We start from the raw sequence: 1,489 nt of genomic DNA, 5'->3' as shown, positions 1-1,489 counted from the left end.
CGTTCTTTGAGATTGTTGAAGTTTTTTTCGATGATATCTCTCTGTCGATATATTCTGAGAGCTTCATTTGCTGAGCCTACGGTGTTCGAGACAAGAACGAACAGCCCGAGGCTGTGCGCCTTGTTTTCCCATTTCTTCGGACTGTAACTCCATCCCTGAGAGCTCTTTATGAAGAAACGTTTAATTAAATCCTTATCTGAGTCCTTGAGGGCGATTTTCTCTGCAAGTTTGTCTTGAACTTTCTTAATTTGCCTGAGAAGAGACTCATTTTCAGTGGCGGCTCGCGCCGGATCCAAATAGACATGAATGTAAAGAGGCCGCGTTTCCAAATATCCGGTTGCAGGGTCTCTGTAAGACCACGTTGTTGACGAAGTTTTAGCCTGGACGCCAAATTCCTCTAAGAATGTATCAACGCCTCCGAATCGGAGCTGGGGTTCGAAGCTGCTCAGAACAGATTTGCAGTAATTCAGATTAGTCTTAGAGCCACAAATAAATCCTAAATTCTGTTCGTAGAGCCGGTCGAGCAAAGTAGGAGAACTGAAAGCTCTATCCATCACTAAGTTCACCTGAGAGCTTCCTAAATCGGCGGCGTCCGCAAGCATTTGTCTTAAGGCTAATGGATCACTCAGAGAACCCTCCAGCACTTTGTAGTAGAGAGGTTCTCCGGAATATTCCGAGACAATCAACCCTAAATTTAATTGAGGCAATTCCGAGTTTTCTTTGCTATAGCCGTAAGCGACTTTGCGGATCGTTTCGGAATAAGACGATATTGATGTCGTATCAAAGCTCCAATAGACGTCTCCTTTAGTCTCCAGCTGCGAGTACAGCAGCCGTTTCCTCAGAAAAGACATTATCTCCGGGTTAGAGACTTGCTCAAAGAGATCAGAAACATGCTGAGAGGTAGTCGGCGTACAGGGAAGCCATGTTTGGGCGCTGTAAATTTCAAACTCAGAAGCAACTGCACCCGGGTCTGCTGCAAAAAATATAGCCAAAGAAAGAAGATAAGCAGCCCTGTCTTTACCGAAAACCGCTTCCAAATCAGCTTGTAAATGGTTTTGCTTAGCAATTTCCCATAAAACATATGAGGCACCGGCCGACAAACGTGTATCTTGATCAAGTTCATCAAGAAAAGCTTTCCTCTGCTCTGCATTTGGAACCAAAGGCGGCAAAGGACATGCGACGCCGCCAAACAATCGAACCTTCCTTCCAACAAGTTTTGCCTTGCAGTCTTTTAAAGCCGGATATTCAGCGAGAAACCTCCTTCCCAACTCAATTGAATCATCTTCCAAAAGTCTTCCAACAGTCTTTTGGAAAACCTTTTCACATTTATTGTTGTTCCAGCGGTTCTTGTAGAAAATCGCATAACGAATCCCATGATTGTTCTTCACGAACACGGGATGTATGAAACCTGTTTCTAAGAAGCACTGTTCCTGAGTTTTGCTATCCATATTTGTAGGGTGATTGGTTTCTTTCATAGGTTATAATTATC

General features: G+C 43.9%; 1 protein-coding gene. It reads right to left on the bottom strand.

Going from position 1 to position 1,489, the window contains the following annotated elements; translation table 11 throughout:
- A partial coding sequence (locus tag NFR90_RS11550; RefSeq protein ID WP_251453153.1) for an IS1634 family transposase occupies nt 1–1,448 on the bottom strand: 1,448 nt, incomplete at its 3' end.
- Nucleotides 1,449–1,489: the final 41 nt, after the last annotated feature.

The organism is Parasutterella muris (assembly GCF_943193095.1).
In the GTDB taxonomy this organism is placed as follows: Bacteria; Pseudomonadota; Gammaproteobacteria; order Burkholderiales; family Burkholderiaceae_F; genus Parasutterella; species Parasutterella muris.
This window is presented reverse-complemented; position numbering and strand designations above follow the sequence as displayed.